The organism is Trinickia sp. (assembly GCF_051953405.1).
Lineage (GTDB): Bacteria > Pseudomonadota > Gammaproteobacteria > Burkholderiales > Burkholderiaceae > Trinickia.
The window spans coordinates 37,981-45,602 of the sequence record NZ_JBQCIV010000089.1 but is presented as its reverse complement, the minus strand read 5'-3'; the positions used below and the strand labels follow the sequence as shown (position 1 = coordinate 45,602).

Sequence of the window (7,622 nt, the reverse complement as noted above, 5' to 3'; positions counted from 1 at the left end):
GCGGCCTTGACCGCGTCATCCACCGAAAACACCGGCTTGCCGCGCGGTACCGCGACGCCGAATTTCCGCAGGATTTCCTTACCCTGGTACTCGTGAATCTTCATGCGTGATTCCCTTCAGTCTGAGAGTTGGATTGAACTTCGTGATCGTGATCGTGATTCGGACTGCTCGCGGGCCGCGAGCCGGCCATGCCGGGTTGCGCGGCATCGGCTGGCACCGTTGCCGCGCCCGCCGAAGCGTGGCCCGCCGCAACGCTACGCGGTACGTGACCGTGCCAGCGCGGATAGAAGCGCCGCACCGCCTCGCCGTCGAAGCGCAATGCATGGCAGCGATCGAGCTGAAACGGCGGTTCGCGGTGCGCGCCTTCATGGCCGGATACGCCGGCCGGCCTATCCGTGGCGCTGTCGCGCGTGCTCCATACCTCGCCCGCGAACGCTTGGATCGCGGCGGTCGGCAAGATGGAGCAGAGTTCGGTGAGATGTGTGCAGCCTGCCGTTCCGGCGAGCAAGCGCCGTGCTTGGCGGCGAAAATCTTGGAGGAGGTTGAGACCGATGAGCGCGCGGTAGGCGGGATTGGCAGCTTCGCAGTGACCGGGATACGGCACCCATTCCGACGACGCTTCGGCGTCGACGATGGTGAGCTGACGGTCGATGGTGATGCGAAGCCAGAGTTCATGGATCGGTAGGCCCTTGGGCCGGACACCGGGCGCCAATGCAACATCGCGCGGCTTATGGTCGGTCAGACACGCCTCGAGATCCCACAAGCCGTCGTCTCGCTCGAAGGCTTCCGCTCGGATTGCGCGACGATGGCGCAACTGGCGGGAGACGGGCGGCGAAAGCGGCATGCGAGGGGAACGGCTGGAGAGGAAAACTCTCGGATTTTAGCATACTGAGTATGGCAGGCGCCGGTAGCCCGCCCGCAGCCCATCTTGTGGTACGCGGAAACCGCGCGCACCGGTTGCACCCAGCACACGGCCGGCGCAACTCGGAACGCTCGTTGGCACGCGAGGCGCTGGGCGACTTCCCTACGCGCCTACTGGTCGTCCAAGCCGTCGTCCAACTCGCCGTTCCAATCGTGCTCGCCCTTGAGAATCTGCGCGATCGTGGCATGCGAGAAGCCGCGCATCGCCAGAAAACGCGTTTGCTTCACGCGATCGGCGGGCGAGCCCGGCAGTCGACCGAACTTCTTGCGCCACACGGCTAACGCACGTGCCCGCTCGGTCTCGCGAAGCTTCGAGCCGACCGATTCGATCAAGGTGTCGTCGAGCCCATGTTGACGCAACTCGTTCACGATACGGGTCGTGCCCATTCGGGCCGAACGCCGATTCATCACGCTCTCGGCGAAGCGGGCTTCGGATAGCCAGCCCTCGCGCTCGAGGGCATCGAGCAGCGGATCGAGGGCATCGCCCTCTTCGACAAACGGAGCCAACTTTCGGGTGAGTTCGGCGCGACTATATTCGCGCCGCGATAGGTAGTCGATCGCTCGCATCTTCAGCGATCGAGCCGGCCGGCGCGAACGGCCGGCTTGCTCTGAAACGGACGATGAGGACGACGACGAGGAATCGGGCGCTTCGTGATCGGACAAGGGATCGAGCGGATCGGACTCGAACCGAGTAGATCCGCGCGGCGCATTCGCGCCCCGCTCACGCTGGGCCTCGGCGCACGGCGCCTCGTTGCTTACCGCATCGTCGCGCCGCGGCTCACGGAACCCGAACCGGCGCCCGGCGTGCTGGCCGGCCGGCGCCGTCCGCCCTTTCCGTATCACGTGCGGCTTACTCTTCTTCGCCGGCTACTTCGACGTCGCCACCGTTGCCCACCGGCATCGCGTTGACACCGAGCGACTCGCGGATCCGGTTTTCGATTTCGCGCGCGATGTCGGGATTCTCGCGCAGGAACTCGCGGGCGTTGTCCTTGCCTTGGCCGATGCGTTCGCCGCTATAGCTGTACCAGGCACCCGCTTTGTCGACGATCTTCGCCTGCACGCCGAGATCGATGATCTCGCCTTGGCGCGAGATGCCTTCGCCGTAGAGAATGTCGAAGATCGCTTCGCGGAACGGCGGCGACACCTTGTTCTTCACCACCTTCACCCGCGTTTCGTTGCCGATCACTTCGTCGTTCTTCTTGATCGAACCGATACGGCGAATGTCGAGCCGCACCGATGCGTAGAACTTCAGCGCGTTGCCGCCCGTGGTGGTTTCGGGGTTGCCGAACATGACGCCGATCTTCATCCGAATCTGGTTGATGAAGATCACGAGGCAGTTCGTGCGTTTGATCGTGCCCGTCAGCTTGCGCAGCGCCTGCGACATCAGACGCGCCTGCAAACCAGGCAGCGAATCGCCCATTTCGCCTTCGATTTCCGCCTTCGGCACGAGCGCCGCGACCGAATCGATGACGATCATGTCGATCGAGCCCGAGCGCACGAGCGCATCGGCGATTTCGAGGGCCTGCTCGCCCGTGTCGGGCTGCGACACGAGCAGATCGCTCACGTTCACGCCGAGCTTTTGGGCGTATTGGATGTCGAGCGCGTGTTCGGCATCGATGAACGCCGCCGTGCCGCCGAGCTTTTGCATTTCGGCGATGACTTGCAGCGTCAACGTGGTCTTACCCGACGATTCCGGCCCGTAGATCTCCACGACGCGCCCGCGCGGCAAGCCGCCGACGCCCAGGGCGATATCGAGACCCAGCGAGCCCGTCGACACCACTTGAATGTCCTCGGCCACTTCGCCGTCGCCGAGCCGCATGACCGACCCTTTGCCGAACTGCTTTTCGATCTGCGCGAGCGCGGCAGCCAGCGCCTTGCTCTTTTCAGCAGTCAGTCCAGCCGAGCCTTTCTTGCTTTCTTCCATGAATCGTCCTTTGCTATGATGAGCGGGCGTCTGCGACGGGCGGGCCGGGCAATGAGGCACGGCGACACGTAACGAAACGCGATGAAACGCGACCGATACGTGATCGACACGCGGCTCAGGCCGTGACCGGTGCTACGACTTCAGCCCCGAGTGGCGGCCCGAGCGGGTGCTATTCCCCGGCTGGCGCACGAAACGCAGATACTGTATAAAAAAACAGGGTTCTTTGCAAGCCCGATGCGGGCGGATTTGCGTCGCGGCAACGAAGCATCGGCGCGGCGCCTCGCGAAGCCGTCCGAACGTCGGATTCCTATAAGACCATCGGAGACACCCGCCCGGCGCCGGCACGAAAGGCTGGCCGGCCGCGCGGCGCATCATGCGAATACTCATTGCCGAAGACGACAGCATACTCGCGGACGGCCTCGTCCGATCATTCCGCCAATCGGGCTATGCCGTCGATCACGTCAAGACCGGGAGCGAGGCCGACGCTGCGCTCTCGATGCAGACGTTCGACCTGCTGATTCTCGACCTCGGGCTGCCGCGCATGTCGGGGCTCGAAGTGCTGCGGCGCCTGCGCGCGCGCAATTCGGCGTTGCCTGTGCTGATCTTGACGGCTGTGGACGGTGTCGACGAGCGCGTGAAAGGGCTCGATCTCGGCGCCGACGATTACATGAGCAAGCCGTTTCATCTGAACGAACTCGAAGCGCGCGTGCGCGCCCTGACACGGCGCGGCAGCGGCGGCGGGCCCACGATGCTCAAGCACGGTTCGCTCGCTTACGATCAAGTGGGGCGTATCGCGTCGGTCAACGATCAGGTGCTCGAACTGTCGGCCCGCGAGGTGGGCGTGCTCGAAGTCCTCCTGCAACGGATCGGACGGCTCGTATCGAAGGAACAGCTCGTCGATCACCTGTGCGAATGGGGCGAAGAAGTCAGCAACAACGCGATCGAGGTGTACGTCCATCGCCTGCGCAAGAAGATCGAGCCGAGCGGCGTGCGGATCATCACCGTACGCGGGCTCGGCTACTGCCTGGAAAAACCCGCGGCCGGCGCCCCCGCGGCCGGTTCCGCCGTGCCCGCGGCGCCAGCCGTCGCGGGTGTGCCCGTGCCGCCCCCAGCCCCAGGCGACCCTGCTGCAAACGCCCGACCCAAGTAGGTCCGCCGTGGCCTCTCCCGCTTCCTCGAACGACGGCGCGTCGAGTGCGGCCGGATCGCTTCCGCCCACGCCGCCCGCGCCGCCCGCGCCGAATGCACCGAATGCGCCGCGCGACGACGCCACGCGCACCAATCCGTTCGCGCCGCCCGACGAAATCGAGCCGACCGCGCCGAGCCGGCCGCGCTCGCTGTTCGGCGAAATTCTCGACTGGATGCTCGCGCCATTGCTACTGCTCTGGCCGATGAGCATCGCCGTCACGTACCTGGTGGCGAAGACGATCGCGAACGGGCCGTTCGATCGCGGCCTCGAAACCGACGCCTATGTCCTCGCGCGGCAAATTCATCCGGTCAACGGCGTCGCCACGCTCACGCTGCCCGATGCCGCCCGCGATTTTCTGAGCGGCGACAACGTCGACAAAGTCTTCTATCAAGTGATCGGCACGCGCGGCGAACTCGTCGCGGGCGTGTCCGATATGCCGCTGCCGAGCGAGGACGACCGGCCGCAACCGGGCCTCGTCGAATTTCGCGATGCGACGCTGCACGGCAACGACGTCCGCATCGCTTATACGACGGTAGCGTTGCCGTCGAACAGCGGTGCGAACGGCGCAAACGATACCAACGGCGACGGCCAGTCGGTGCTCGTGCAAGTGGGCGAGACGTTCGACAAACGCAGTGCGCTCGCGAACGAGATCATCAAAGGCGTGATCCTGCCGCAGTTCGTCATTCTGCCGTTGGCGATCGTGCTCGTTTGGTTCGGGCTTTCGCGCGGACTCGCGCCGCTCACGTCGCTCCAGGCAAATTTGCGCGCGCGCCGGCCCGACGACCTGTCGCCGCTCGAAGCGTCGAGCGCGCCGCCCGAAATCGAACCGCTGGTAACTTCGTTCAACGACTTGCTGACGCGGCTCGCGCAAAACATCGATTTGCAAAAGCGCTTTATCGCCGATGCGGCACATCAAATGAAGACACCGCTGGCGGGCTTGCACACCCAGGCCGAACTTGCGCTGCGCGACGACGTCTCGCCCGAGGTACGCCTCTCGCTCGAACAGATCGCGACCGGTGCCGATCAAGCCGCGCGCCTCGTGACGCAACTGCTGGCCCTGGCGCGCGCGGAAAACCGCAGTTCCGGCCAAGTCTTCACCCAGGTCGAGATGGCGCACCTGGCCCGGCTGGCCGTACGCGACTGGGTGCGCGCCGCGCTCGCCAAGCAGATGGACCTCGGCTACGAGGGGCCCGACGAGCCGGTTTTCGTCGACGGCAATCCCGTGATGCTCAGAGAAATGCTCTCGAACGTCATCGACAACGCCATCCGCTACACGCCGCCCGGCGGCCGGATCACCGTGCGAGTGCGCCCGAAACGCGAAACGGCAGAGGCCTGGATCGAGGTGGAAGACACCGGCCCCGGCATCGCGCCCGCCGAACGGCCGAAGGTGGTCGAGCGGTTCTATCGGATTCTCGGCCGAGAAGGCGACGGCAGCGGGCTTGGCCTGGCGATCGTCAAAGAAATCGCCGCGATGCACGGCGGCACCCTCACGCTCGGCGACCACGTGTACCAGGAAACGCCGCGCCTCACGGGCACGCTGGTCCGCATCTGTTTGCCGATCTCGCCCGAGACCCCGAGCTTACCCTGATACACCGGGGCCAGCGCGGCCCCCGTGCGCCGCCAATTCGTAGAAAGCGGGCTTTTCGCCGATGTTGATCGGAATTGCCGACAGAATGACACGACAATTTACCGACCTTTCCCTAACCACTTCATAACGAAAACGCGTCATTCGTCAGTTAGCCGTAAGTTTTCGTTCCAATAATCGTCAGGGGGTGCGGGCCGGGTACCGCCGCCTACGAACGAATGGATCAAAATTATTGGAGACGACTCATGGCAACCCTTGGCGGGCAAATTTCGCACGCGCCGATGACGAGCGACGAGAAGCGAGTGATCTTCGCGTCATCGCTCGGCACCGTGTTCGAGTGGTACGACTTCTATCTAGCGGGTTCGCTCGCGGCCTATATCAGCAAGAGCTTTTTTTCCGGCATCAACCCGACGGCGGCTTTCATTTTCACGTTGCTCGGCTTCGCGGCGGGCTTCGCCGTGCGTCCGTTCGGCGCGCTCGTGTTCGGCCGGCTCGGCGACATGGTCGGCCGCAAGTACACGTTCTTGATCACCATCATGATCATGGGCTTGTCGACCTTCATCGTCGGCTTCCTGCCGGGCTATGCGACGATCGGCTTCGCCTCGCCGGTCATCTTCATCGCCATGCGGCTGCTGCAGGGGTTGGCGCTCGGCGGCGAGTACGGCGGCGCGGCGACCTACGTCGCGGAGCATGCGCCGGCGAACCGCCGCGGCTACTACACCTCGTGGATACAAACGACAGCGACGCTCGGTCTGTTCCTGTCGCTGCTCGTTATTCTGGGCGTGCGCACGGCGATGGGCGAAACCGCATTCGGCGCCTGGGGTTGGCGCATTCCGTTCGTCGCCTCGTTGATCTTGCTGGCCATCTCGGTCTGGATTCGCCTGCAATTGAGCGAATCGCCGGCGTTCGAGCGCATCAAGGCCGAAGGCAAGACGTCGAAGGCGCCGCTGACCGAAGCGTTCGGCCAATGGCGGAACCTGAAAGTCGTCATCCTCGCGCTGATCGGCCTGACCGCCGGGCAAGCGGTGGTGTGGTACACGGGGCAGTTCTACGCCCTGTTCTTCCTGACGCAGACGCTGAAGGTGGACGGCACGAGCGCTAACATCCTGATCGCGCTGGGGCTCTTGATCGGCACGCCATTCTTCGTGTTCTTCGGCTCGTTGTCGGACCGCATCGGCCGCAAGCCCGTGATCATGGCGGGCTGCTTGATTGCCGCGCTGACGTACTTCCCGTTGTTCAAGGCGTTGACGCACTACGCCAATCCGACGCTCGAAGCGGCCGAACAGAAGGCGCCGATCGTGGTGATCGCCAACCCGGACGAGTGCTCGTTCCAGTTCAACCCGGTGGGCACGGCCAAATTCACGAGTTCGTGCGACATCGCGAAGAGCGCCTTGGCGAAATCGGGCTTGAACTATGCGAACGTGGCGGCGCCCGCGGGGACGATGGCGCAGATCAAGGTGGGCGATACGGTGATCGACACGTACGACGGCAAGGCGGCGGATGCAAAGGACAAAGCCAAGGCGTTCGACAAGTCTTTGGCCGGTACGCTCAAGAGCGCCGGGTATCCGGCCAAGGCCGATCCGTCGCAGTTGAATTGGCCGATGACGGTGGCGATCTTGGCGTTGCTCGTGATCTACGTGACGATGGTGTACGGGCCGATCGCGGCGATGCTGGTTGAAATGTTCCCGACGCGGATTCGGTATACGTCGATGTCGCTTCCGTACCACATCGGCAACGGCTGGTTCGGCGGCTTCCTGCCGGCGACGGCGTTCGCGATCGTGGCGGCGCAGGGCAACATCTATTCGGGGCTTTGGTACCCCGTGATCGTGGCGCTGGGGACGTTCGTGATCGGGATGCTGTTCGTCAAGGAGACCAAGGACTCGAACATTTATTCGAGGGACTGAACGGGTGTTGCGGGGGGTGCGTGGGGCGGTTCGCCCCGTTCGCCCATGGACGGCCGCATGCGGGCAGGTGCGATGGGGTGTCGCGCAAAGGGGTTGACA

The 7,622-nt window shown here is 64.3% G+C and carries 7 protein-coding genes; 3 read left to right on the top strand and 4 right to left on the bottom strand.

Annotated elements, in window-relative coordinates:
* The 4 genes from ACTHN9_RS16020 to recA all read right to left on the bottom strand — a co-directional run.
* A partial coding sequence (locus ACTHN9_RS16020) for an ATP-grasp domain-containing protein (RefSeq protein WP_424069775.1) occupies positions 1–104 on the bottom strand: 104 nt, incomplete at its 3' end.
* On the bottom strand, positions 101–844 hold the full coding sequence (locus tag ACTHN9_RS16015; protein ID WP_440537757.1) for a DUF2889 domain-containing protein: 744 nt from the start codon (positions 842–844) through the stop codon (positions 101–103). The genes ACTHN9_RS16015 and ACTHN9_RS16020, both read right to left, overlap by 4 nt.
* Before the next feature lie 188 nt (positions 845–1,032).
* A complete protein-coding gene (gene recX / locus ACTHN9_RS16010; protein ID WP_440537756.1) occupies positions 1,033–1,764 on the bottom strand; it encodes a recombination regulator RecX in 732 nt (243 codons plus the stop codon).
* Between the two features lie 7 nt (positions 1,765–1,771).
* The gene (gene recA, locus ACTHN9_RS16005; RefSeq protein WP_440537755.1) at positions 1,772–2,845 is read right to left on the bottom strand and encodes a recombinase RecA; all 1,074 of its coding nucleotides are present in this window, start codon (positions 2,843–2,845) and stop codon (positions 1,772–1,774) included.
* 373 nt (positions 2,846–3,218) lie between these two features.
* Here recA and ACTHN9_RS16000 point away from each other — a divergent pair, with 373 nt between their 5' ends.
* From ACTHN9_RS16000 to ACTHN9_RS15990, 3 genes are all read left to right on the top strand, one after another.
* Positions 3,219–3,995: a response regulator gene (locus ACTHN9_RS16000; protein ID WP_440537754.1), complete on the top strand. Its 777-nt coding sequence runs from the start codon at positions 3,219–3,221 to the stop codon at positions 3,993–3,995.
* Positions 3,973–5,622 carry a sensor histidine kinase N-terminal domain-containing protein gene (locus ACTHN9_RS15995; protein WP_440537759.1) on the top strand — a complete coding sequence of 550 codons (1,650 nt, stop codon included), beginning with the start codon at positions 3,973–3,975 and terminating at the stop codon, positions 5,620–5,622. Before ACTHN9_RS16000 ends, ACTHN9_RS15995 begins: the two co-directional genes overlap by 23 nt.
* A 242-nt stretch (positions 5,623–5,864) precedes the next feature.
* Positions 5,865–7,523, top strand: coding sequence for an MFS transporter (locus ACTHN9_RS15990; RefSeq protein WP_440537753.1), 1,659 nt, complete (start codon positions 5,865–5,867; stop codon positions 7,521–7,523).
* Positions 7,524–7,622: the final 99 nt, after the last annotated feature.

Coding starts and splice junctions, on each gene's coding strand:
- recA (WP_440537755.1), bottom strand. CDS start 2,845: ATGGAAGAAAGCAAGAAAGGCTCGGCTGGACTGACTGCTGAAAAGAGC.
- ACTHN9_RS15990 (WP_440537753.1), top strand. CDS start 5,865: ATGGCAACCCTTGGCGGGCAAATTTCGCACGCGCCGATGACGAGCGAC.
- ACTHN9_RS16000 (WP_440537754.1), top strand. CDS start 3,219: ATGCGAATACTCATTGCCGAAGACGACAGCATACTCGCGGACGGCCTC.
- ACTHN9_RS16015 (WP_440537757.1), bottom strand. CDS start 844: ATGCCGCTTTCGCCGCCCGTCTCCCGCCAGTTGCGCCATCGTCGCGCA.